The organism is Corallococcus sp. AB030 (genome assembly GCF_003668965.1).
GTDB lineage: Bacteria > Myxococcota > Myxococcia > Myxococcales > Myxococcaceae > Corallococcus > Corallococcus exiguus.
Genome location: NZ_RAWQ01000026.1, coordinates 31993 through 56892 on the forward strand (window position 1 = coordinate 31993; position 24900 = coordinate 56892).

The window sequence follows — 24900 nt, forward strand, 5'->3', positions numbered from 1 at the left end:
TGTTGAAGCTCAAGCCGCCACAGCCAGCCAAGAGAGCCAGGCACCTGCCGCGCCCCTCCTGGAAAAGTGGCTGGGCTGGGCAGGCGTGTGTCTGCTGGAGATGAAAGGCTTCTGCACCGGCTCGGCGTGCGGCTCATGGGCTTCCCGTCAGCGTCCCTCTGCTTCCGCCCGCTACGCCCAAGAGGGCTCCTGTCCTGCCTATGCTCCACATCCATGCGTCGCGAGAATGCGGCTATAGTCGAAGGACCTGTGCGCTTAATGTTGACAGTGGATTTCGATGCACTTCCGACTTCCGTGCTGGAAGCTTCACCAAAAGGGACAAAATGGCAAAATCTCTAGTTCGCGTTGACAGCGTTCGCGCATCCAGGGACGGCCATGAGTTCCACGAAGCGTGGGTAGCTCGCAAGAGCTTGGGATTGCTGCTTCCGCAAGATGGCTTTGTCGGGGTCGCGATCGAGGGCTTCTCCCCCAGCGACCGGGTATCCCAAGAGGCGACCGAGATCGCCGATGCGGTGCTGTACTACGGACCCGCGGCGACCTTCCGAGACGCGGAACGGGTCGTCGTGGTCCAGGTCAAGTACTCCAAGGCAGCCGAGCTCAAGTCATTTCGCGCGGCCGATGCCAAGCACACGGTTGCAAAGTTCGCGCGCACGTATCGCGCTCTAAAGCGCGAGCACGGTATTGGCCCGACTCGAAATCGCCTTCGCTTCGAGCTCATCACCAATCGCCCGATCCTTCCCGAGCTCGAACAAGCGGTCGCGGCCCTGCGAGACGGAGTGATCCTAAAGGGTGTCGCCAAGACGCAGGCCAAGCAGCTCACCGACGCCATCAACCTGCAGGGTAAGGATCTGGCAGAGTTCGCGGCACGGCTACGTCTGACAGGGATTTCCGGGGACCTGCGCCAGAGCAAGCACGAACTGGCCATCGCCTTAGCGGACTGGTCGGTCGCGCGAGATCCGCAGTCCAGAATCCGACTCAGCAACCTTCGAGAGCTGGCACGCACCAAGGCAGGCCTTCTGGCCCAGCATCGAAACGTCATCCTGCGCGCAGACGTCCTCTCAGCATTGGACCTGCAGCACGAAGACGAGCTCCTGCCGGTTCGAGAGAGCTTCCCGGACGTCAGTTCGGTGGTGGAACGCGAACAACTGGCGTCGGTGGTTGCTCAAATTCCAAGCCTTACTCGGCCGCTACTAATCCACGCGGACGGCGGCGTCGGCAAGACGGTGTTTATGCAGTCGCTCGCGGCGAAGCTGGCCAAAGACCACGACGTGGTGCTGTTCGATTGCTTTGGCATGGGGCAGTACCGCGCCACCTCCGACGCGCGCCACTTGCCGCAGCGGGGATTGATCCACATCGCCAACCTGTTGGCGTGCCGCGGCCTGTGCGATCCCATGCTCCCCGGCAATGCCAGCGACGGCGACCTGATCCGAACGTTTCGCTCAAGACTCACCCAAGCGACTGAGACGCTTCGGACGACGGTGCCGGATCGACAGCTCGTCCTGCTGCTTGATGCAATCGACAATGCTGGCGAGCACGCTGCTTTGCGTGACGAAACGGCTTTTCCGCGTTTGCTGCTGGAAGAACTGACCATCACTGATCCTATCCCCGGCGTGCGGGTTGTCGTCAGTGCACGCGGCTATCGCCTGACCAATGCTATCGGGAGTGCTTCCTGCGAACGGCTTCAGCTCCTGCCATTTACGCTGAACGAATCCCGCGCATACATGCAAAACCGCCTAGAGGGACTGACGGACGGGATGCTGCAAGTAGCCCAATCGCGCTCACGCGGAAATGCACGCATCCTCGAACATCTTGTCGACGAAGGCCCTGAGCTTCTGGCGCCGTCGGAGTTCAACAAGGTCATCCAATTGGACGAGCTGCTTCGGCTGAAGATTGCCAACGCATTGGCCGACGCACGACGGCAGGGTTATCAGGAAGACGAGATCGCATCGTTTCTTGCTGGGCTTGCGACTCTGCCACCGCCCGTGCCCGTGCGCGAGTTCGCCGAGGCCAATGGCTTGTCGGAAGGGGCAGTCAATAGTTTCGCCGCCGATCTGTCGCCGTTGCTGGAGCAAACCAGGTACGGCTTGATGATTCGCGACGAGCCGACCGAAGGCCTGATCCGCGAAACCTATGCCGCTGATGAAGCGACACTACGTCGCTTGGCTACGAATCTTTTTGCGATGCAGGATCGTTCCCTGTATGCCGCAACGACGTTGCCGGAACTGCTGCAGCAGTTGGGGGACGGTGACCAGTTGTTCAAGCTTGCATTCGATGAGCGCCTTCCGGCAGCCATCACCACTGCGGCCGGCAAGCAGGCCATTCGGCAGGCGCGCATTCGGGCGGCTGTAGCCTTCGCGGCAAACCAAGAGGACAACGGACGGCTGGTCCAACTGCTGGTCGAACTTTCGACCTTGGCCACGATGAATCAGCGAGGCACCCAGTACCTGCTCGATCACCCCGACCTGACTGTGGCGATCGCGGATGCTGACTCGCGGCGGCGCCTGTTTGACGCGCGCACAGAGTGGCCTGGCGCCAGGCATGCGCGACTGACCATCGCGCACGTCTTGGCCGACGAATTACCTGACGCCACTCGCCACGCCCACCGCGTTTCCGAGTGGCGTCGTCACTACTACGACCAAGACCGAGAATTGCGCCGCCGCGCCAAGGGACCGACCGCATTGGATATGGCGTCTATCCCGCTGTGCTGCCTGGCGCGAGGCGACGGCGAGGCCGCCGCCCAGGACTTGGCTGGGTGGCGGGACTGGTACGGCTTCCAAGTAGCGGAACGCTTGTTTTCGCTCGTACAGGCAGGTGCGCCGGCGCTGCGCGTGCCTGATAAGGCGCTCAGCGCGATGCTCGCATCGGCTGTCTCTAAGTCCGGTGTCTTGGCGGCAGCCATTGCGTATGCCGACGACGATGAGTCCTGGCAGCGCGAACTGATAAGCCGGCTGGCTGCGGTCTGCGCCCAAATCGACTTGGGCGAGCCGGATTCCCAATCCAAGGAGGCCCCCATTGTGCGCGGCATTTTGCGGGCAGCCGCCGTGGCCGTTGCATTGGGAATGGCAACCGAGGCGAACACTATCCTTGATGCGGCTGCGATTCCGACGCCCAGTTTGTACATTTTTCTGGACGAGTACTGGACGCGTGATGCGTACCCGTTCATCGCTGCGCAGACACTTCGCGCGCTCGCGAAGGGAGTGCCGCTCGAAGAACGAATGCTGCTTCCCAAGGAGCTTTCCGAGGCCGCTGTTGGCGTCGCGCCAGAACTTCAAGGCAAGGAGTTCCGGACGGCCTTGAAGAATGCGCTGGGCGAGGCCGTCAGGGTGAAATCGCCGGCGGACGACTCCTCCCGCCGGTTGCGTCAAGACGACTTGCACCGAGCCGAGCGCTTTCTCGATTCGCGTTTAAGTACGTGGCTCTCTGTGGCGCAGGCTTTCTCGCAGGCGATGAGCCGGACCGACAGTGGCGACATCGGTCGGCTGCGACCGCTGATGGCGGAGTGGAATCGCTTGCGGATGAGCAACGACTACTACTTGGGCGGCCTGTCCGCACAGCGACAATTTAACACGGTAGGCGAGCGACTGCTCACCTTGGCCGTGTCCGCGGATGCTGGCCACGCTACGCAGGAGGTTCGCGAGTACAGTGAAGCGGTCAGCGCGGCGGGCGTAGCTCCAGTGTCACATGTCATTGAACTGGTCAGCATCTTGGCCCGACGGACTCCCTGTCAGATGGCGGCAGGGAAGGCTGCCGTGCGGGCCCGAGAAGCGATCGAACGGCTTGATGACGTCAATGAGCGAGCTGCCTCATTTGCGCAGCTCTCACGGGCGATCTTTCCGGCCAGTCCGGACGATGCTGCCGAGTACTTCCATCGTGGGCTGGAACAGGTCGATGCCGTAGGCTCGGGCGACTGGCAATTCGTCAGCGAACTAATGCATGTCGCGGCGACCCTGCACGGCGGTCGGTTGGAAGATGCCGACAGCCACACCTTGTCGAACATCTGCGACTTGAACCTGGGCGAGGAACCCAAGTTTAATTGGGACGGCTACGGCCAGGCGTTGGCGCACGCCGCGGGTCCCAAGGGTTTGGCCCGGCTGGCGCGCTGGGAGGATCGCGAACGCATCTCCCTCAACTACACTTTGCTCCCATACCTCAAGGCTCTGGTCGACAACGGTGACCTTGAGCCAACGTTGGCTCTGATCATGCTGCGGGTGAGCTCTCCTGCGGAGTTGCGCGTTTGTGGCACCGGCGAGTTTGTCGAGGCGCTGCTGCGATGCCCATCTGGGGTCACGCCGACGCTGGTTGAGGAGCTGATTCAGCACTATCAACAGAACAACCCCGGCGGGCACGGGTCGGACGACATCTTGGCACTGTCGCGTCTGGCCGAGCGGGCGTTTGGCCCCTCCTCAATCGAGCGGTCGCGGTTGCTTCATGCGGCAGAGGCGATCTCGGAGGCGACGCAGGAGTTCAACACGCTCAACAACTGGCGACCGCCCAACCCCGTGCCGGATCGGTCCGAGTGGGCTGCCGAGCAAGCTAAGCAGATTGCGGCGGCCAAAGCCCGCGCGGCGTCGCTCAACCCGTTGGACGATGCCGGGATTGCGGAATCTCTTGCGGCTCTGGATGGGGCGCTTCAAGGGCGGCGCCTGAAGCAAGATTTTCTAGAGGTCCTGCGCGCCAAGGTCCCGCTTTCCGGGATGACCAAGTACATCGAGATGATTGCTCGGCAAGAGCAAATCGATCTGTACGACAAGCTTCACGAGTTGGAGCTGTGCAAAACCGCATGGTCGGAGTCATCTGACGCCGTCGATCGCATCTGGTCGCAATGCGCTGCGTGGATCATCCACGCCAACCTGGCGGAGTTCGTAACCTTCGAACAGCTGTCCCCGTTCCAGCTCAACCGTCTGTTCGAGCTGACGGGCGTTAACCGCCACACACTGGTCGTGGGGTTGCTCAAGGCGTTTTCCCGGCCGAAGGCTGCGGTGCCCGCCGCTGTCTGGCTCAGCGTGGCGGCGAGCTTCAACACCAAAGCGGAGCCTGGCGCGGGTCAGGCCGCCTTGGCACGACTGCTTCGGGGCGGCGCAGCCAAGTTGGCCCCGTTGGTCGTCGATGGCGAGTGGCGCCCCGGCCTGTACCCCGAGGACGATCCCTCCGACATTACCGCGGGGCTGGTTTGGTTTGGGCTGGGCTCGCCACGTGCTGAACGACGCTGGATGTCCTCACATGCCCTGCGATCCGCAGTGCGCCTGGGTCGGAGCGACGTTCTGGACCGCGTGGTCGCCCGCTTCGGAGACAAGACCGCCGGTGCATTCGGCGCTACGGAGTTGCCCTTTTTCTACCTACATGCCCAGTTGTGGCTGCTGATCGCCATGGCTCGCGTGGCGCTGGAGGCACCGGCCGCCATCGCCCCGCATCGGCAATTCCTTGAGCACATCGCACTCGATTCCGCCGACCCGCATGTTCTGCGACAGCATTTTGCGAGTGAAGCTCTGTTGGTATGTCACCGCGGCGGCGCGCTGAAGCTGTCGAAGACGGCGCAAGCGCAACTGCGTCGAGTGAATCAGTCACCGTATCCGCCTGTCAAATCCCAAGGCAGGGGATCGTCTTTCTACGACTCCCGACCCACTGATAATCCTAAGCCCCCGTGCGACGTCAGCCTGGAGTACGACTTCGACAAGAACGAAGTGTCGGATGTCGCTAGGCTTTTTAACCTTGATCATTGGGTGGCGCGAGATGCCCTGAGCGCGTGGGTTCACCAGCACGAACCTGGCCTCACTAGCATGTATGACGTCGGCGGCCGCTCGGATCGGCGTCGCAGCCGCGATGAAATGTCGGAAGCGCAGCATGACTATGGCGAACAACTGTGCTGGCACGGGCTATATGCCGTGGCCGGCCGATTCCTGCGAGAGTATCCGGTGGCCGTTCCTAGTTACGGCCGGACTAAGCCGTGGCATGAATGGCTACGGGGCCAAGTATTGACGCGGGACGATGGTCAGTGGCTGGCGGATGGCACCGATTGGCGTCAGGCTACCACCCGCGTCAACTTGCGCGAAGTGACTGAAGATGGCGTCGCGCTCACTGCAGACACGGCCAAGCTCTCGGCGCTGCTGGGTATCGGGGATGGGGTCAGAGAATGGCTGGTGGTGGATGGGGACTGGACCTCAATGGACGATGTCCAAGTCCACGTGCGCTCGTCAATGGTGCCCTCTGCACAAGGCGACCGTGTCGCCAAGGACGTAGCCGCCCAGGATCCGTTCCACATCGATGCTCCGAAAATCGAGGAGCACGAAGAAGGCCACCCGGGATTGCTGAAGTTCAAAGCCCCGTTTCACCCGTGGCTGGTCGACACACGTGCCCCGGCCGGCCTGGATGAGACCGATGTGTTCGGGGTCATTGGCGCCGCTGAGCGGACGCGATTGACTGCCAATGCGAACAGCTTCGGAGGCTTAGTAATGAAGGATCCATTCGGTCGCGAGTGGATTGATCGCTTGGGCGCCACCGTCTTGCACGTTGAGGCATGGTGCCAGTACACAGAACGCGACGAAGGTCAGCGCTCAACCGGAAATCAAGCAGTCTGCCGATCCAGCTTCATTCGTGACTTCCTGAGCGCGCAAGCTTGCGACTTGATCTGCATAGTTCGTTTGCGGCGCAGCGATCCGGGCCGAGGCGACAGCAAGTCCCGGTATTGGCACACAACCTTGGTTGTGCGCGTCACGCCTTCCCTCAAGATATACCTTCACCCTGGACGGGCCAACGAACTGCACGAGAGCAAGTATTGATGGCGCGCAATCGGTCGCGTGGACCTTCGCTGTTCCCGTACTTCAATGACATTTCCGTCGAGCTCCCTCAAGCACGGGCGGAGCTGGGGCTTACGGAGGAGAGTCCCGTCTTTGCCGCGACGGTGGATGAGCCGAGGAAGGAGCGCACACCCTGTTTGAACTGAGCCGGGCTGTGCTGCGCAGAACGCTCGCCCTGGATGTGTTCGCGTGCTTGAGGTGTGGAGGCAGGCGCAAGGATGTTGGCGTACGTGAAGAGAGCAGGAGGGGTGAGAGCGATTCTGGAGCACCTGGGGTCGCCCACGGTGAGTGCGCGCCTGGGCTGCTGGCTGGGTAGAAGCGCACGAGGATGGCGGCCCCGCAGCCCTTGGCGTTCAGCGCCCCGCTGCCAGCTCAAGCCTGACGCAACCGGCGAACGGGCGCGGGCGATAATGCACCGGCCCTGGAGAGAGCAATCTCCAGGGCCGGTGCTGTTTGTGCGCCCCTTCAAGGACACCCACCCCCATGCATGCCCATCTCCCGGAGCGGACCGTCCGCTCCCTCATCGGAGCACTCATGCTCCTGCTGCTGACCCGCTGTGCCGCGCCCACCGACGCGCCCGCGCCCACCACTGTGCGTCAGGCGCTCGCATGCAGCGGTGGCGGCAGCATCGACCAGCACGCCGCGCAGTGCGACGGCATGGGGAAGCTGCTGTCCTGGGCGCCTCCCACGAACCCGGGCAGCTCCGCCGCGTATGACCATGTGCTGGAGTTGAACCAGAACTACCTGCTCGCGCTCCCCAACCTGTCCAACCTCACGAACCCGTCGGTGGCCAAACCCGCCTACTACGCGCACTCGTACCTGTGCAGCGGCACGGCTCCCGGGTGTTCTCCCGCCGGTCAGCCGGTGGGTTGGCCGCACAACCCCGCCGGCCTGAACGCGATGCTCATCGAGTCCGGCCTCGCGTACTCGCCCTACAAGAACGACCCGCGCCTGCGCGACGCCGCGCTGGCGCTGCTGGACTGGCACCTGGCGCACGGCATGACGGCCGTGGGGGACCACTGGTCGCGGGTGCCCTACGCGAGCGGCGCCAGCGGCACGCTGACATACGCGGGCGCGCAGGCGGGCGGCTCGGTGGGCGTGGGTGACGGCGTGGGCTACCTCCAGCCGGAGAAGGTGGGCGCGCTCGCATGGGCAGCCGTCCAGGCCTTCAAGTTCAATGGCAATACGGCCTACCGCGACATGGCCATCAACGCGGCCAACCAGCTCACCAGCCACCTGCGCACTCCGAGCGCCACCGTGTCACCGTGGCCGTACCGCGTGCGGGCCTCCGACAACGCCGTGCGCACCGGCGCGAACATCGTCGACAACTACGCGTCCAACGTCGTGGAGCCCCTCAAGCTGTTCCAGGAACTCATCCGGCTGGGACAGGCCGGCGCGCTGAACGGCGCGCCCGGCTACAGCGGCACGCAGCTGGCCCAATGGCAGAGCACCCAGGCCACCGTCCTCGCGTGGCTGCTGGGCGGCAACGGCCCCATCGCGACGCAGAACTGGACCCAGTACTTCGAGGACGTGGGCTCGGACGCCACCAACAACCTGAACCAGCTCGTCCCCGGGGAGACGGCCAAGTTCCTGATGGACAACCCTGGCCTGGATCCGAACTGGCAGGCGCACGTGCAGAACATCATCGCCTTCATCGAGACGAACTTCGGAGACACGCTGGAGTTCGGCGCGCGCCCCATCAAGGAGCAGTACGCGTTCCACTACAAGATGGGCAGCCACACCGCGCGCTACGCCGCCGTGAACGCGCGCTACGCGGAGCTCACCGGGGACGCGACGGCGAAGGACAAGGCCTTCCGCGCGTTCAACTGGGCCACGTACATGGTGCGCGACAGCGGGCTCACCATCGACGGGCCGTATCCCAACAACGTCTGGTTCACGGACGGGTGGGGTGACTTCATCCGGCACTTCGTCATCGGCATGGGCGCGCAGCCGGACTGGGCGCCCGCCGGACAGAACCACCTGCTGCGCTCCACCTCCGTCGTGAAGAGCATCACCTACGGGCCCGGCAACGAGGTCCGCTACACCACCTACGACGCCAGCGCGACGGAGGTGCTGCGCCTCGCCTTCGTCCCCTCGGCGGTGACCGCGGGCGGCACCGCCCTGTCGCAGCGCACGGATCTGGCCGCGGACGGGTGGACCTTCGACACCGGCAACAAAGCGCTCCGCATCCGCCACTCAACCAGCGGGGTCATCGTCATCTCCGGGGCACCACCCACCGCCCCCACCGTTGCCCTCACCGCGCCCTCGGACGGGCAGAACTTCACCGCGCCCGCGACGCTCAGCCCGGGCGCCACGGCCACACCCACCTCAGGCCGCACGCTGGCCAGCGTCACGTTCCGCGCGGGCGCCACCGTGCTCTGCACCGTGAACGCCCCCGTCTCCAACCCGGTCACCTGCACGGCCACGAGCAGCCTGGGCAATGGCAGCCACACCGTGAGCGCGGAGGCGGTGGACAGCCTGGGTGAGAGCAGTTCCGCGTCGGTGGCCATCACGGTCGCCGGTCCGCCCACGGTCAGCATCCTGAGTCCTGTCTCCGGTGCCACGCTGCCCACGGGGAGCACGACGCTCAGCGCTTCGGCCAGCGCGGGCGCGGGGCGGACCCTCACGCGCGTGGAGTTCTTCCAGGGCACCACGTCGCTCTGCTTCACGACGACCGGCACGGCCTGCACGTGGAACGCGACGGCCGGCACGTACGCCACTGTCTTTGCCCGCGCGACGGACAATGGCAGTCCGGCGCTCGTCACCGACTCCGCGCCGGTGGGCTTCACGGTGAGCCCCTCCGTGGGCGGCGTGCGGCTGGTGGGCGTGGACACCGTTGGGACGCAGAACGACTTCGACAACGGCGGCTCGGTGAATGCCTTCCCGTACACCGCCGTCGCCACAGGGACGCTGGGGACGCTCAAGGTCTTCGCGGCGCCGGGCAATGCCAATGCGTCGCTGTCCATCGGTGTTTACAGCGATGCCTCGGGCGCTCCGGGCACGCTGCTCTCCTCCTGCACGACCCCGGTGGTGGATCCGCTGCCGCTGGCGGTGGGGCAGTGGTACGGCTGCGCCGCCGCGCCGCAGGTGACGCTGACGTCGGGCACCGTCTACTGGCTGGCGCTGCTGGGCGCGAACGGGGGCGGCGTGTTCCGCTACATGGACCTGCCCACCGGCTCCATGCGCTATTCGCCGACGGGCCTCTCCGCGCTGCCGGGCCCCACGTTCGGCACCTCCACGGTGTACGCGGGCGCATCCAACGCTTCGATGTATGGCCTCTCCGCGGGCAGTTCCACCTTGCCGACGGTGTCCATCACCCAGCCGGTCGCCAACGCCAACTTCACCGCGCCCGCCAACCTGAACCTCCAGGCCAGCGCCACGGCGGGTTCGGGCCGCACGCTCACGAAGGTGGAGTTCTTCGACAACGGCACCACGCTGCTCTGCACGGTGAACGCGCCCACCTCTGCGTCCGTGAGCTGCGGCGTCAGCTCGCTCCAGGACGGCGCGCACAGCGTGACGGCGAAGGCCACCGACGACACGCTCCAGGCGACCACCTCCGCCGCAGTGCCCCTCACGCTGTCCAACCCGCCCACGGTGAGCCTCACCTCTCCCAGCGCCAATGCGGCGTACACGACGCCGGCCTCCGTGCCGCTGGCCGCGACCGCCAGCGCGGGCTTCGGCCGGAGCCTCGCGCGGGTGGACTTCTACGCGGACGGCACGTCGCTCATCTGCTCCAGCACCACCAGTCCCTACGGCTGCGCCTGGAGCAATCCCTCCCAGGGAAGCCACACGGTGCACGCCGTGGCCGTGGACAACGGCAATCCCGCCGCCAGCACCCGCTCCGCCACGGTCTCCATGACCGTGAACAGCGCCACCACCGTGCCCGCGGCGCCCACGGGCTTGACGGCGACAGCGGTGTCGGCGGGACAGATCAACCTGGCATGGACAGACGCCTCGGCCAACGAGAGCGGCTTCCTGGTGGAGCGGGCGCCGGACGTCTCCGGGGCTCCGGGCACCTTCGCCCAGGTCGGGACGCCGGGCGCCAACGTGACGACGTTCAGTGACACGGGCCGGGCCGCGAGCACCCGCTATTGGTACCGGGTCCGCGCGACCAACGCCGCGGGAAGCTCGGCCTACACGGCCACCGCCAGCGCGACGACCCCCACCGCGCCCACCGCTCTCGTCGGCAACAGCACCGTGCTGACGACGTCCGACTTCGAGAACGCTGGCGTCGCGGCGGCGTTCAGCTACGCGGCGAATGCCACCGGCAACGTCACGCGACTGAATCTCTACGTGGATGCGCAGACGACGGCCACCACGCTCCGGCTCGGCCTATATGCGAATGGGAGCGGGACGCCCGGCACGCAGCTGAGCACCTGCACTGTCACGCCCGTCACCCCTGGGGCATGGAACGCCTGCACCATCACGTCACAGGCGGTGACGTCGGGCACGACGTACTGGCTGGCGGTCCTCGCGCCCACCGGCGACATCTACTGGCGTCACACCGGCGGCACCGGCTCCTACAAGGTTCAGCCAGGGCTGACGGCGCTGCCCGCCACCTGGTCCGGCACCGGCGGCTACCCGGGCAGCAACATGTCCGCCTACGCCGGCAACTGAGCCAGCCCCCCGCCACCCGACGGCCCTTCGCTCGGAACAGGGTGGAGGGCTCCGCCTCCACCCACGCGGACCGCGCGGCGCCTTGGAGCTCGGGCGCTGCCTGCCTGGCGGAGACATCCTCTGGCACCGGGCCTGGGCAGCCTATGGCCCACAGCCCAGCCATTCGAAGAACGCGGCATGGGCGGTGATTGCTTCGGGAGGGATGTTTCCGACGGAGCGCTGGAGGCAGTAATAGGACTTGAGCTGCTGATCCGCTGCCTTCGTCCGCGGGCCCAGGAGCACTTCGAGCGGCTTCACCTTCAGCGCCTCGAGCTCCTCCTTCCGCAGCGGCCGTACGCCCTGGACTCCGTGAGACGTGAGCCGGGTGTCCAGGCGGGTGAGCTCTACTTTCTGGCCCTGCGCCGACCAGGTGATTCGGGCCCAGGTGGGTCCGACGAACTCCCCGTCCCGCAGGCGCATGGGATTCATGCCTCTGGCGTACGCATAGAAAGCAAACCTCGGCTCCACGAGGGGCCACGTCATGGGCAGCGGGTCGCTGAGGCGGGTACTCCAGCTGATGAACCCGGCGTCGGCTGGATTGCCTCGCTCCGTATCCACGGACTCCTTCCAGGTCTTTTCGGCCGTGGCCTTGACGCTGGCGATGATGGCCACGGTGTCGAGGGGCGGGTGGTCCGGCGGGCTCATGCGCTCTCCGTGGGAGGATGAGGGCACCGGGGCGCCCTCGTGCGTTGCCAGCGTACCTCGGGACGCCGGCCGGGCACGGGGTGCGGGGGACCCCGTTTGGGGACCCGTGGCTGACTGGCTATTGTCCGCAGCCCTTCAACCCCAACACCGGAGCCTCCCATGCAGACGTCTTCCGCCCAGCGCCGTTCCTCGAAGGTCATCACCTACCTGCGACTCCCCGTCCTCCTGGCCACTGCGATGATGACGATGGGCAGCGGCATGGGCGCCAGCGGCTGTGGTAGCAGCGGGCCATCAAAGCCGGACTGTACGAGCGGCTGTGAGATCTCCGGCACGTACACCCTGACCTTCGAGGACACTTCGGAGTTGCCGGAAGGCTGCCGGCGCCTGGAAGCCACCCTGCCCACGGAACCCATGGTCATCAGGCACCAGTACGACTCCTCCAACGATTGGTTCAACATCGACATTGGCCAGCGGTGGCTGACGGGCTACTTCAAAGGCAATGGTGGCCGGAAGGTGGAGGCCAGTGGCAATCACCACACGAACACGTTCGGCGTCATCCACGAGTTCGAGCTGGAGGGCACCCTCGACGCCGTTCCGGAGACCACCACCATGCCCCTGACCCTGACGGGCACGTACAGGGTGAAGGACAGCGGGAACTCGTTTTCGGAGTACGAGGACTACGACTGCGATGTCCGCCGCGCGTTCACCGCCGTCCGCGTCGTCAAGGAGTAGAGGCACCCTCGTGTTTCATGAACCCAGGCTCGGCACCCTCACTGCCGTTGCGCTGACGACCGTCGCGACCCTGGCCTCCGCGGCCGGGGCGCCCGTCCCATCGCAGTCCGCCTTCTTCCTGACCCGGAGCGAGAACCGGAACCAGGTCCACTACGCCCTGAGCCTGGACGAGGCTTGCCGCCCCGTGGGGCTGCGCCCCGTGCAGGTGTACTGGCGGATGTTGGAGCGCGGGCCATTGGAGGTGGAGGAGCTGCTGGGGGTCGAGCAGCCCGTGTATGGGTTGGAGGACTCGCAGACGGTCGAAGCCACCGCGGAGGGCTGGCGAGTCCGGGTGAGCCTGAAGGCCTTTCCCTCGCGCCCCATCGACATCACCACCGCGCGGGTCGACGGCAAATGCCAGGTCCAGGCGTGGACGAAGCTGGGCAACAGCGTCTCCCGACTGGAGCACGTCTTCGTGAAGACGTCCTGGCCCTTCAGGGTCGACTTCGTCCGGCTGGATGGCGTGGGCCCGGATGGGAAGCCCGTCCATGAGCTGATCCGCCAGTGAGACGGCTGACAGCTGTTCGACGTGTCATGGACACAGGCGAGCAGCGGACAAGGGACTGCAAGACCCGGATGAGCGCGGGGTGAGGCTAGGATGATGTGCCTGCCGCCGTGGGGAGGAATTTGGAAATGTCCGGATCAGTCGCCGTGCCGCCGCGCATCCTCCTCATTGGGCTCTCTGGAGTGGGGAAGTCCACGCTTGCGCAGGCCCTGTGCTCCCGCTGGGAGTTGCCCCACGTCCACATCGACGGCTTCCGCCGCGAGCACGGTGACGGCACTGTCGCAGGGGAATACTTCGCCAGGGCCTGGTTTCTCCGCGCCTGCTCGCGCACGCCCCGGGGCATCTTCGAGTTCTCCGGCTCCGGCATCCACCGGGCCGCCGTCCGGCAGGCGTTTCAGGAGCGCGCCATCCCGCTGCTCACCGTCTGGCTGGCCATGCCGCATGCGCGCAGGCTCGAGCGGCTTGCCGCACGCCAGAAGCCGGACACTCCGTGGCCGGACTGGAATCCGCCGGTTTCCTCCAATGTCATCGACGAGGACGGCAGGAGGATGCTTGAGCAGGACCAGGCGCAGGGCTTCTGGGAGGGCCCGCCGGGTTGGCGTGCCGAGCGGCTGGAGGCAGTGGCCTCATTTGAAATCCTGCACCAGCGCTTCATGGAGTTGGTGCAGGAGCCCGCCTCCCGAGGCTGCCCATGACGGAGCTTCGCAAGCTGCCGCCGGAGAGCGTGCTGCTCGTGACGCTGGACTCGCTTCGCTATGACACGGCCGTGCGGGCCACCTGCTCCTCGCTGTCCCGGCTGGGCCTGCCCATCCGGGCCATGGCACCGGCCCACTTCACGTTCGCCTCGCACGCGGCCATGTGGGTGGGCACCACGCCGGGCGTTCCGGGCCTGAAGCAGCCCTTCCTCGACCCGAAGTGGGGACGCCTCTTCCGGCTGGTGAATGGAAAGGTCCGCGCCACGCCCCGGGACGGCTTCCTGTTGCCGGGGCGCAGCATCATCGACGGGTTCGGCCAGCTCGGTTACCGCACGGTGGGCACGGGCGCTGTCGATTGGTTCGACCCCGGCACACCCACCGGGGCTTGGCTCTGCCAGGACTTCCAGCGCTTCTTCTACCCGCGAGAACCCTCCGCGCTGGGCAGCCAGTTGGCGTGGCTGTCCAAGGAACTTGCCACCGGCGACGCTCCCGCCTTCTGCTTCCTCAATGCCGGCGAGACGCATGTGCCCTACTGGCATGAAGGGGCCTCCTGGAGCCCTGGGGAGAACCCCTGCGTTCCCTATGGCCAGACCAACAGCCGTGCGCTCTGCGAGTCGCGACAGCGCTCCTGCCTGGAGTTCATCGACGCCCGGCTCGCGCCGCTGCTCGATGCCTTCAGCGAGGCGACCATCCTCGTCACGGCGGACCATGGGGATTGCTGGGGCGAGGACGGGCTGTGGGAGCACGGGACGTGGCACGCGAAGACGATGGAGGTGCCACTCTGGCTCCAGGTGCGCGGCCAGCGAGTCGCGGCATACGGCCGTGGCTTGCACGCTGGATCCGGCTCCGAGGAAGCTCCCGTTCCATGAAATTCAATCCAGCCGTGCTCATCATCACCGGGGGCTTCAGCCTGTTCTTCCTCGTGTCCGGTGTGCGGGCCCTGGTGCGCAAGCGGATGACGGTCGTGAACCCCGCCCATTCCGGGGCTTGGCCGGGCCTGCTCGGCAAGGCCATGCATTCGCAGCTGCCGAAGAACCCGTTGGATCCCTACCCTTCGCCCCACATGGAGGCGACGGGGGGCCGGGCCCTCGGGATGGCAGTGCTCTACATCGTGCTGGGCGTGGCCTTCCTGGGCCTGGGCATCTTCGCCACGCTGGTGGAGAACGACGTGCTCTGAAGCAGCGGGCCCGCTTGGGATGTTTCCGAATGAGGGCACCGCGGTGTTTTTTCGCGTGCTAGAGGTCCGGGATACCGGGCTGCCGGGCGGCGAGCCTCCGCGCGGAGAGCCCAGGTGCAAGTCATTGCATCAGGAGCCCTCTCATGACCTCCACGCCCCCTTCCTCCCGGGTCACCGGAACCGAATACGAACGCCTGCTGGCCAGCTTGCGGCGCAAGAGCCCCTGGGCGCTGGAAGGCCGGAACACAGCGGTGGCGCGGGAGGGCGGAGCCGTGGCTGCGCGCGTCCCGGACTCCCGGGTCGACCACGGTCCATGGCGCTCGGTGGTGGATGTCATCGAGGAGCAATGCCGGCTGCATGCGGACCGCGTGGCGCTCTCGGACGGGACCACTGAAACAACCTATGCGCGGCTGGACGCGCGCACCCGAGCCCTGGCCTCGCACCTGCGAGCCCGCGGTATCGGACGGGGTGACGTGGTCACGCTCGTGCTGGACCGGGGCCCCTCCTTCGTTGAGCTCGCGCTCGCGGTCTGGAAGGTGGGCGCGGCCTATCTTCCGCTGTCGCCATCGCATCCGCGGGCCTGGCGGGAGGACATCGTTCGCAAGGTCGGTGCGGCGCTCGTGGTGGGCTTCTCGCCGGACAGCGCGGTGCCAGGGGTCGCCTTCCTGGATGCAGGGGCCGACGCGGGCTCCGTCGCGTCGCGGGAGGACGACGCGGTGCTCGTTCCGGAGGACCTCGCGTACATCATCTGCACGTCCGGTTCGACGGGTGAGCCCAAGCTGGTGATGAGCGAGCATCGCGGGGTCGCCAACCTCCTGCACGCCCAGCGGGACTTCCTGGGCGCGTTGGGGCCGGACACGCGCGCGCTCCAGTACTTCCACCCGTCGTTCGACGCGTCCCTGTTCGACGTCCTGCTGGCACTGCCCAACGGCGGGCGGCTGGAGACCCTGGAGGCGGCACAGCTCTCCGGCGAGCCGCTGGCCCAGGTGCTGGTGCGCCGGCGCATCACCCACGCGGTGCTGCCCGCGACGGTCCTTCGCACGCTGCGGCCAGGAGGCTTCCCCGACCTCCAGATGCTGATGAGCGTGGGGGACGTGTGCTTGCCGGAGACCGTCCGGCAGTGGGGCTCGCAGCACCGCTTCATCAACGGCTATGGCCCCACGGAGGTGACGGTGGCCAGCACGCTCCAGGCCGTGCGCTCCGTGGACGGCGAGCGCGTGCCCATTGGCCGCCCCATCTCGAACTACCACGTGGTCCTGCTCGATGAGCACCTGCACCCCGTCCCCGACGGAGTCCCCGGGGAGCTGTGCTTCGGAGGCGACGGGGTCGGACGCGGTTACCTGGGCCTGCCGGGCCTCACCTCCGAGCGGTTCATTCCGGATGCGTTCGGCCCGCTGCCGGGAGGACGGCTGTACCGCAGCGGCGACCTGGGCCGGTGGCTGCCGGACGGCACGCTGGAGTTCCTGGGCCGCCGCGACGACCAGGTGAAGATCCGCGGCGCACGAATCGAACTGGGCCAGGTGGAGGCGGCCCTGGCCTCGCTGCCGGACGTGCGGGACGCAGTGGCGCTCGTCGACGGCACGGGGGAGCGGCTGCTGGGCTACGTGATGCCGGTCGCTGGCGCGGTGCTGTCAGGCGACGCGGTGCGCGCGGAGCTGCGCCGCCGGCTGCCCGGCTATCTGGTGCCGGACGTGATGGTGGTGGTGGACGCGTGGCCGCTGAACACGAGCGGCAAGGTGGACCGGGCCCGGCTGCCCCGTCCCCAGCGGATGGAGCGGACCGGTTACCAGCCTCCGGAATCTCCCGCCGAAGAGGCCCTGGCGGCCATCGCGGCGGCGCTGCTCGGGATGGAGCGGGTGGGGCGGCATGACGACCTGTTCGAACTGGGCGGACACTCGTTGTTCGCGACCCAGCTCGTCGCCCGCGTGCGCCGCGTCCTGGGCGCGCAGCTGGAGTTGAGCGCGGTGCTCCAGTCGCCCACGGTCGCCCAGCTCGCGGCCGGCTTGAAGCAGGGGCAGGGTGGGGTGGACCTGGGCCCTCGCGGAGGCGAGGCGGGGGCCTCCATCGCTCCGTCGTTTGGCCAGGAGCGCGTGTGGTTGATGCACAAGCTCAACCCGGACGCGCGGGCCTACCACACGCAAGCCGTCTTCCGGCTGGCGGGGGCCCTGGACATCGCCGCGCTGCACGCGAGCCTCACGGACATCGTCCGCCGCCACGACGTGATGCGCACCCGCTTCCCGGAGGTGGATGGGGAGCTGCGCTGCGAACTGGAGCCGCCCTGGGCGGTGGAGGTGCCCCTCCAGGACTTCAGTGGCGTGGGCGAGGACGTGCTGGAAGCGCGGGTGGGCGAGGCGGTTCGCGAGGCGGTCCAGACGCACTTCGTGTTGGCGGAGGGCCGGCCGTTCCGCTGGCGGCTCCTGAAGGTGGGCGAAGAGGAGCACCTCTTCGTGCACGTCGAGCACCACGTCGTGCATGACGGCTGGTCGTTCAACGTCTTCGTCCGCGAGCTGCTCAACGGCTACGCCGACCACGTGCGCCACGGACAGGTGCGCCGCCCTCCGCTGTCCGTGCAGTACTACGACTACGCTCGCTGGCAGCGGGAGTGGGTGGGCACGGAGGCCGCGAATGTGCAGCGCCGCTTCTGGCGCAAGTCCCTGGAGGGCGCGCAGACGCAGCTCCAGCTCCCGCGCCGCGCGTTGTCCGGGACCCGGCGCTTCCGTGGGGTGGCGCCTCGGATGGAGCTGGACGCGGAGCTCGCGCGCCGGTTGCAGGACCTGGCGGACCGCAACCACACGTCCCTCTTCACGACGCTCCTCGCGGCGTTCTTCGTCCTGCTGCACCGCTACACCGGTTCGCGGGACCTCCTCGTCGGAACCGCGGTCGCGAACCGGCGCTGGCAGGACACGGAGAGCCTGCTGGGCATGCTCGTCAACACGGTGGTGCTGCGCGGACAGCTGCACGAGGACCCCTCCTTCACGGAGTTCCTGGCGCGGGTGCGGCGCAACGCGCTGGAGGTCTTCGACCACCAGGAGCTGCCGTACGAGCACATCTTCGCGGAGTCACCCGCGCGGCTTCAGGGCGGGCTCAATCCGTTGATCCAGACGATGTTCAACTTCCATGACTCGTCAGTGGGCTCGCTCGAAGCGTCCCCGCTCGACGTCACCATCGTCGAGGGACTGAGCAATGGTTCCGCCAAGTTCGAGCTGTCCGTCGTCGCGGTGCCCCTCTACGCCGAACCGGGACACATCAGCCGGTTCGCCGGGGACCTGGTAACCATTCCCCGCTCCGACAGCACCGTGCGCTCCAGTCCCCGGTCCTCCCTGAGCGGCATCCTGCTCTCGTGGGAGTTCGACTCCGACCTCTTCGAGGACTTCTTCATCACCGGGATGCTGTCCGCGTACCAGCAGCTGCTGCGCTCCATCACCGCCGCGCCGGACACCCGCGTGTCCCGGCTGGCCTTGATGAACGAAGCGCAACAGCGCGCGCTCGTCAGCGTGGGCGCCAGGACGGAGGCTCCCTCGTATCGGGTGCATGCGCTGCTGGCGCACTGGACCCGGCTCGCGCCCGACGCTCCGGCGGTGAAGGCGGGTGCTTCCGTGCTGACGTACGAGGCACTGACGCGCAGGGCGGAGACCCTGGCGCACCACCTGCGAGGCCTGGGGGTTGGCCGGGGGGCGCTGGTGGCGGTGTGCATCCACCGCTCGGCGGAGCTGGTCGTGGCCCAGCTGGGAAGCCTCATGGCGGGGGCGGCCTTCCTCTCGTTGGATCCGAAGGCGCCACCGGCCTACCTGGAGTCGCTCGTCCAGGATGCCGGGGCCCCCCACGCCCTGGTCACCACGGCGGCGCTGTCGGACCGGCTCACCTGCCTCCCCACCATCGTGCTGGACGACCTTCCCTCGAAGTCCGGTCCGCCGTTGCCCTCTGGAAGTCCGTCGGACCTGGCCTACGTCCTCTACACCTCCGGTTCGACGGGCAAGCCCAAGGGCGTTCAAATCGAACACCGCTCGGTCGTGTCGCTCCTGCACCGCACGGCCCTGGCCGAGGACCTGGGACCGGGCAAGACGATGCTGGCGATGGCGTCGGTCTCCTTCGATGTCTCGGTGCTGGAGGTCTGGGGGGCGCTGTTGAACGGCGCCGCGGTCCACTTCCTGCCGCCGGTCTGGGACGTGCCCACGCTGGCCCGGTGCCTCATCGAGGAGCGCATCACGCATGCGGTGATTCCCCCCGTGGTGTTGCCGCGTTTGGCGGCGGAGGCCCCGGAGTCCTTCGCCGCGCTGGACCGGGTGATGGTGGGCGGGGAGGCCTTTCCCCCGGAGGCGTTCCGCACGCTTCAGCGAGCAGGCTTCACGAAGCTGACGAACGCCTATGGCCCCACGGAGGCCACCGTCATGGCCAGCGCCTACAAGCTCGACGAAGGGCATGATCCGGAGGCCACGAACGTGCCCATCGGCCGGGCGCTGTTCAATGCCCACGTCGTCGTGCTCGACGCGGCCGGGCAGGTGGCGCCGCCGGGCGCCGTGGGGGAGATCTGCATCGGAGGGGATGGTCTCGCGCGGGGGTACCGGGGCAGGCCGGAGCTCACCGCGGAGCGGTTCGTGCCGGATCCGCTCGCGACGCATCCTGGCGGGCGGCTCTACCGCAGCGGAGACCTGGGCCGGTGGCTTCCGGGAGGCATCATCGAGTTCCTGGGCCGCCGCGATGAGCAGGTGAAGGTCCGGGGCTTCCGGGTGGAGCCGGCGGAGGTGCGCGCAGCCCTGGCCGAACATCCCGGCGTGGCGGACACCCTCGCGGTCATCGACTCGCGCGCGGAGGAGCCCCGCCTCGTGGGCTACGTGGTGGCCGAGCCGGGAGTCGCGGTGGCCGCGCAGGCCGTGCGCGAGGACCTGGCGCGCAGGCTGCCGGGACACCTCGTGCCCTCGGAGGTCGTGGTCCTGGAGGCGTGGCCGTTGACCCCGCACGGAAAGGTGGACCGCTCCCGGCTGCCCACCTCGACCCCACGGAATTTTGAAGCGCCCTTCACGGCGCCCAGGACCGAAACCGAGGTCCGCATCGCGGCGGTGGTCGCGGAGTTGCTGGGTGTGATCCGGGTGGATGTCCACGAGAGCCTGCTCGCGCTGGGCATGCATTCCTTGCAGGCGATGCGGCTGGCCTCTCGGCTGAGTCGGATGATGGGGCGCGAGGTCGGGCTCGCGACCATCCTCATGGGGCCTACCGTCGCGCAGCTGGCCGACGCGCTCACCGTGGCGCCGGTCGCCTCCACCACCATCAAGCGATTGCCTCGCGCATGACGACCGCGTTTCCGATGTCCTTCGCCCAGCAGCGGTTGTGCTTCCTGCACCGGATGGACCCCACCGGCGCGGCCCACGCCACGGTCCGCTGCCACCGTGTGGCGGGGCCGCTGGACCTGCGAGCCCTGCGGGAGGCCCTGGACGTGCTGGTGGCCCGGCACGAACCGCTGCGGACCGTCTTCCCCCTGGGAACGCAGCAGCATCTCTCGTCGCATGGAGAGGCATCTCTCCACGTCGTGGACGTGGCGACCGAAGCGGAGGCCCTGCGCCACGCGCAAGCAGAGGCGGCCCGTTCGTTCGACCTGGAGCACGGACCGCTGCTGCGGCTCACCGTGCTCCGGCTGGAGCACGGGACGCACTTCCTGGTCTTCGCGCTGCACCTGCTCGTGGCGGACGGCGGGTCGCTTCAGGTCTTCTCCGAGGACCTGGCCGTCGCCTACCGCGCGGCGGTCCTGGGCGAACCCACGGGCCTGTCCGAGCTGCCCGTGCAGTACGTGGACTGGTCCGCGTGGCAGCGCGAACAGCTCACCGCTTCACGGCGCGAGTCCCTGTCGTGCTGGTGGCGGGAGCGGCTGTCCGGCGTCCCCCTCTTCCTGGACCTCGTCTCCCCGCGGCCCGCGCTGGGCCAGGGACGCCGTGCGCATCGCGTGCTGCCCGCCGCCATTGCCCGGTCCGTGCACGCCCTTGCGAGCGCTGAACGTCAGACGGTGTTCACGGTGCTGGCCGCCGCGTGTGGCCTCGTGCTCGGTCAGCGTGCGGGACGTGAGCGGGTGTTGCTGGGGCTGGCCGTGGCCAACCGGGACCTGCCCGAGGTCGAGCGCGTGCTCGGGTTCTTCGTCAACACCGTCGTGCTGGAAGTGGACCTGCGCGGCGACCCCGACTTCCGCCAGCTGCTCACGAGGGTGGCCGCTTCCAGCGCGGACGCATACGCACACAAGGACCTGCCCTTCGAGCAGCTCGTGGAGGACCTGTCGCCTCCCAGGGACCCCACGCGGTCTCCGGTGGTCCAGGTGAACTTCGCCTACCATCCGCCCCACACGGCGGGAGCGCTGGCCCTGCACGGCTGCGAGGTGACGGAGCTGCTGTTGGACCTCCCCTCCGCGAAGTTCGAGCTCACCCTGCGGGTCGAGGAGCGCTCCGATGGCCTGTGCACGGTGTGGGCCGAATTCGATGAGAGTCTTTTCGACCTCGCGTTCATCGAAGGTCTGCTGGAGGCCTACGAAGAGGTCCTGCGGACCTTGAGCCCCGACGCACGCGTGACGAGCCTGCGTCCGCCCCGGAGCGCGACGGAGGCACACCTGGCCCGCATCTTCGCCGACGTGCTGAAGGTCGCTTCGGTCGACCCGTACGACGACTTCTTCCGGCTCGGCGGCCATTCCCTTCAGCTGATTGAAATCGCGGCCCGGGTCCGGACCGAGCTGGACCGGGACCTGGGATTGCGTGAGCTGTATCAGCATCCCACCGTGGCGGGCGCCGCAGCCCTGCTGACACGAACAGGAGCTTCCCGATGAGCAATTCCTATCCGTTTCCCAAGGACTGGCAGCATCCGTTGGAGCCTCCCGCCGACTACAAGCGGTTGAGGCAGGAGGCCCCGGTGTGTCCGGTCCGGCTGTTCAACGGCAACACGGCATGGTTGATCAGTCGCTATCAGGACGTGCTCGCGGTCCTGAGCGATACCCGGATGGTCCTGGACTCCACGCTGCCAGGGTTCCCGCACATCTCCGCCTCCTCGGCGGCCCGGCAGGAGCGGACCCTGCCTTTCTTCTTTCGCCCGGACGCGGAGTACCGGGTGCAGCGGGCCATGCTCGTGCAGGAGTTCCTGCCCCGGCGGATGGAGGCCCTGCGGCCGCGAATCCAGCGCACCGTGGATGAGGCGCTCGACGCGATGCTGGCGGGCCCGCATCCGGTGGACCTGATGGCCGCGTTCGCGCTGCCCGTCGCCATCCGCGTCATCTGCGACCTGCTCGGGGTGCCCCATGACGGCGCGGAGCGCCTGCACGTCCTCAGTCGGACCATCGGCTCCCGGGCCTCGTCACGCGAGGAGGCGACGGCGGCGCTGGCCGGACTGGATGAGGTCTTCCTGGCGCTGGTGGAGGCGAACCTGCGTGAGCCCACGGACACGCTCATCGGTCGCGTCGTGTCCGAGCAGGTGGCGACGGGCAAGCTGAGCGCCCCGGATGCCGCCGCCATGTTCCATGCGCTGTTCTACGCGGGCCACGGGCCGCCCGCGTACATGTTTGGCCTGGGCACGCTGGCGCTGCTGCTCGACCCGGAGCAGCTGGCCAGGTTCCGCGCGATGGAGGACCCGGCGGCCATCACCGCGGCCGTCCAGGAGCTCCTGCGCTTCGTCAACGTCTCGCACCTGGGCCGGCAACGCGTGGCCACGGTGGACGTCACCATTGGAGGCCAGCTCATCCGCGCCGGTGAAGGCATCCTCGCCCAGCCGGATTCAGCCAACCGCGACGAGACGGTCTTCGAGGATCCGGACCGGCTGGACCTCCAACGCGAGGTGCACCGTCACTTCGCCTTCGGCCATGGCATCCACCTGTGCACGGGGCGGGCGCTGTCGCTCATCGAGTTCGAGGTGGTCTTCAAGACGCTCTTCCAGCGCATCCCCACGCTGCGGCTGGCCGTGCCACCGGAGGAGATCCGCTTCAAGAAGGATGAGAACCTGCTCGGCGTGCACGAACTGCCCGTCACCTGGTAGGCGCATCAGGGGGCCAGGGCCTCGAAGCGACAGTCCATGTCTCCCAGCACCGTCCCCGGCGACGCGATGAAGTCTGACCAGAACTCGAGCGCGTAGGTGGCGCTTTGGGGCGCGGTGAAGACAGCCCGCCAGCGCACGTCCTCCTGCTCCTCCAGGGTGAACGCCTGGACCGCCCCCTTCGCGTCGCGGAAGCCCACAGCCGGCCGGTGCTTCGCGCCCGACACCTTCCAGGGGCAGTCGAGCTGGTAGCGACGTCCGGCGATGGCTTGGAACGTGTAGACGTCGTGGTCGATGACGTTGGCGATCCGGAAGGACAGCGTCTGGGGACCGTCCGGGATGGGCGTCGCCGTGTCCAGGGTGTCCCCGTGGTCGTCCAGGCCCTGGTCTTCCACCTGGAGCGTGTAGTTCCCCGTCACGTACTTCGCTTCAAGCGCGGGCGTGCCCGTCATCTCCACGTAGTGCGTCTCCTGGGACGCCTTGAAGGACGTCGAGGCGGGGATGCCCGCGGAAGCGGGATGGGTGCCGAAAGGGCCCCCCGGCGCCGCGTCCTGGATCCTGCCCTGGCTCTGTCCCCTGAGGGCGGAGGACACCCGGTAGTGGTGCCCGGGCTGGACGGAGAGGGCGAAGACGTCCCGGTCTCCGAGCACCTCGATCTTCCCCTGCACGGACGCGGTGCCCGCCGGGACCGGGGTGGCCGCTTCCGGAGTGTCCCCGTGGTCCTCCCGTCCCAGGTCGTTCAGCACGCAGGTGTAGGGGCGGGACGGCTCGAAGACGGAGTTGGCCTGGATGGAGGCATAGTAGGTGCCCCCCAGGGATTTGATGCGGGCTTCGCCTTCGGTCTCCCGGTCGTTGACGTCATACGCGACGCCTTGGGACTTCTCCTGGCCGTTGAGGAACCGCAGCTCCCAGGAGGTGTTCGGGAAGGCGCAGCCGAGCGCGTAGACGTGGTCCACGGTGGTCTCGAACGACAGCAGATCCCTCTCGCGCCAGTGCTCGCCGTAGCCCGTGAAGGGCTTCTCCGACGGCGTCCAAGGCGTCGCCCGGAGGAGCAGGTCCCCGTGGTCGTCCGCCCCGCGGTCCACCAGGCGGAACTGGAACGGCACGCGGGGGTGGCTGTTGAGCGGGAGCAGATAGAACGTGTGCATGGCGCCGCGCTCCAGCCCGGACCAATGCCGCGGGCTGGGGGGATAGCTGGTGCTGTCGCTGTACTGGTCGGCGGAGTCGAGCCGCGTGCCCGCGGCATCCCGCAGGACCACCGAGTAGCCCAGGCTCCCCGGCTCCACCGTGAGGTCGTAGTGCCGACATCCCCGGGCGACGAAGGCGAAGTGCACCGGCACGCCCCCTCCGGGCGGCCAGGTGATGGTGTGCACTTCGTCCGAGGGCGTCAGCAGCGTGGCGCCATCCGGCACGCCCGCGTCCCCCGGGTCCCCGACCGGCCCGTCGTCCGCGCAGGCGACGTTCCCCGCGTCCGGCTCCGGCTCACTCCCCGCGTCCGGACCGGCGTCCACGCCCGCATCCGCCCCCGCGTCCGTGCCGGCGTCGAGCACGAGCGGCGGAGGCTCCGGCGTGGAATTGCATCCCGCACCGAGGATGAGCCCGCCGGACAGGAGGAAGATGGACCGCCACCGCTGCTTCACGTTCATGACAGGGGCTCCTGGAATG

General features: G+C 67.6%; 12 protein-coding genes. 10 read left to right on the forward strand and 2 right to left on the reverse strand.

What is annotated here, in order from left to right; all coding sequences use genetic code 11:
• Positions 1-416: 416 nt before the first annotated feature.
• Entirely contained in the window at positions 417-6776 is a 6360-nt protein-coding gene (locus D7Y15_RS09465; RefSeq protein WP_199745904.1) for an NACHT domain-containing protein, read from the forward strand.
• A gap of 501 nt (positions 6777-7277) precedes the next feature.
• Positions 7278-11411 (forward strand): Ig-like domain-containing protein, encoded by a 4134-nt coding sequence (locus D7Y15_RS09475; protein WP_158629026.1) that lies wholly within the window; start codon positions 7278-7280, stop codon positions 11409-11411.
• 141 nt (positions 11412-11552) lie between these two features.
• On the opposite strand, the gene D7Y15_RS09480 is transcribed toward D7Y15_RS09475, so the two are convergent.
• A complete protein-coding gene (locus tag D7Y15_RS09480) occupies positions 11553-12095 on the reverse strand; it encodes a hypothetical protein (protein WP_121752340.1) in 543 nt (180 codons plus the stop codon).
• 159 nt (positions 12096-12254) lie between these two features.
• On the opposite strand from D7Y15_RS09480, the gene D7Y15_RS09485 reads away from it, so the two are divergent.
• From D7Y15_RS09485 to D7Y15_RS09520, 8 genes are all read left to right on the forward strand, one after another.
• Complete coding sequence (locus D7Y15_RS09485; protein ID WP_121752341.1) at positions 12255-12827, forward strand: hypothetical protein; 573 nt, start codon at positions 12255-12257, stop codon at positions 12825-12827.
• Between the two features lie 10 nt (positions 12828-12837).
• The gene (locus D7Y15_RS09490; protein ID WP_233604870.1) at positions 12838-13374 is read left to right on the forward strand and encodes a DUF4833 domain-containing protein; all 537 of its coding nucleotides are present in this window, start codon (positions 12838-12840) and stop codon (positions 13372-13374) included.
• A 125-nt stretch (positions 13375-13499) separates the two neighbouring features.
• A complete protein-coding gene (locus tag D7Y15_RS09495) occupies positions 13500-14066 on the forward strand; it encodes a hypothetical protein (RefSeq protein ID WP_121752343.1) in 567 nt (188 codons plus the stop codon).
• Positions 14063-14935 (forward strand): hypothetical protein, encoded by an 873-nt coding sequence (locus D7Y15_RS09500; RefSeq protein ID WP_121752344.1) that lies wholly within the window; start codon positions 14063-14065, stop codon positions 14933-14935. The genes D7Y15_RS09495 and D7Y15_RS09500 overlap by 4 nt, the downstream gene beginning before the upstream one ends.
• On the forward strand, positions 14932-15243 hold the full coding sequence (locus tag D7Y15_RS09505; protein WP_120576800.1) for a hypothetical protein: 312 nt from the start codon (positions 14932-14934) through the stop codon (positions 15241-15243). The genes D7Y15_RS09500 and D7Y15_RS09505 overlap by 4 nt, the downstream gene beginning before the upstream one ends.
• Before the next feature lie 143 nt (positions 15244-15386).
• The gene (locus D7Y15_RS09510; protein ID WP_121752345.1) at positions 15387-20531 is read left to right on the forward strand and encodes a non-ribosomal peptide synthetase; all 5145 of its coding nucleotides are present in this window, start codon (positions 15387-15389) and stop codon (positions 20529-20531) included.
• Entirely contained in the window at positions 20528-22042 is a 1515-nt protein-coding gene (locus tag D7Y15_RS09515) for a condensation domain-containing protein (RefSeq protein ID WP_121752346.1), read from the forward strand. The genes D7Y15_RS09510 and D7Y15_RS09515 overlap by 4 nt, the downstream gene beginning before the upstream one ends.
• Positions 22039-23238, forward strand: a complete 1200-nt coding sequence (locus tag D7Y15_RS09520) for a cytochrome P450 (RefSeq protein ID WP_121752347.1) — start codon at positions 22039-22041, stop codon at positions 23236-23238. Before D7Y15_RS09515 ends, D7Y15_RS09520 begins: the two co-directional genes overlap by 4 nt.
• A gap of 5 nt (positions 23239-23243) precedes the next feature.
• On the opposite strand, the gene D7Y15_RS09525 is transcribed toward D7Y15_RS09520, so the two are convergent.
• Positions 23244-24881, reverse strand: a complete 1638-nt coding sequence (locus D7Y15_RS09525; protein ID WP_121752348.1) for a hypothetical protein — start codon at positions 24879-24881, stop codon at positions 23244-23246.
• Positions 24882-24900 lie beyond the last annotated feature (19 nt).

Coding starts and splice junctions, on each gene's coding strand:
- D7Y15_RS09485 (WP_121752341.1), top strand. CDS start 12,255: ATGCAGACGTCTTCCGCCCAGCGCCGTTCCTCGAAGGTCATCACCTAC.
- D7Y15_RS09500 (WP_121752344.1), top strand. CDS start 14,063: ATGACGGAGCTTCGCAAGCTGCCGCCGGAGAGCGTGCTGCTCGTGACG.
- D7Y15_RS09480 (WP_121752340.1), bottom strand. CDS start 12,095: ATGAGCCCGCCGGACCACCCGCCCCTCGACACCGTGGCCATCATCGCC.
- D7Y15_RS09515 (WP_121752346.1), top strand. CDS start 20,528: ATGACGACCGCGTTTCCGATGTCCTTCGCCCAGCAGCGGTTGTGCTTC.
- D7Y15_RS09475 (WP_158629026.1), top strand. CDS start 7,278: ATGCATGCCCATCTCCCGGAGCGGACCGTCCGCTCCCTCATCGGAGCA.
- D7Y15_RS09525 (WP_121752348.1), bottom strand. CDS start 24,881: ATGAACGTGAAGCAGCGGTGGCGGTCCATCTTCCTCCTGTCCGGCGGG.
- D7Y15_RS09510 (WP_121752345.1), top strand. CDS start 15,387: ATGACCTCCACGCCCCCTTCCTCCCGGGTCACCGGAACCGAATACGAA.
- D7Y15_RS09520 (WP_121752347.1), top strand. CDS start 22,039: ATGAGCAATTCCTATCCGTTTCCCAAGGACTGGCAGCATCCGTTGGAG.
- D7Y15_RS09505 (WP_120576800.1), top strand. CDS start 14,932: ATGAAATTCAATCCAGCCGTGCTCATCATCACCGGGGGCTTCAGCCTG.
- D7Y15_RS09495 (WP_121752343.1), top strand. CDS start 13,500: ATGTCCGGATCAGTCGCCGTGCCGCCGCGCATCCTCCTCATTGGGCTC.